A 348-nucleotide genomic window follows, 5' to 3' on the forward strand; every position below is an offset into this window, starting at 1 on the left:
TTCTGGACGCGGCGCTCAGCCAGCTGGCGGTCGGCGCGCGCGTGGTGATCTGCGGTGCCCTCAGTCAGTACAACAACACCACGGCGATCAAAGGCCCGGCCAACTACATGTCACTGCTGGTCAACCGTGCACGCATGGAAGGCTTCATCGTACTCGACCACCCCGAGCGCTTCGCTGAAGCCGGTCAGGTAATGGCGGGCTGGATCAAGGAAGGCAAGCTCAAGAGCAAGGAGCATATCGTCGACGGTCTCGAGACTTTCCCGGAAACCTTCCAGATGCTGTTCAGCGGTGAGAACCAGGGCAAGCTGATCTTGAAAGTGGAATAAAGCTCGCGGGCCGGACACCTCA

Annotated in this window: 1 pseudogene; it reads left to right on the forward strand. The window is 59.8% G+C overall.

The window, feature by feature from the left end:
- Positions 1-326, forward strand: a pseudogene (locus tag ALO43_RS00020) (NADP-dependent oxidoreductase); the annotation flags it as partial.
- Positions 327-348 lie beyond the last annotated feature (22 nt).

It is taken from the genome of Pseudomonas tremae (assembly GCF_001401155.1).
In the GTDB taxonomy this organism is placed as follows: Bacteria; Pseudomonadota; Gammaproteobacteria; order Pseudomonadales; family Pseudomonadaceae; genus Aquipseudomonas; species Aquipseudomonas tremae.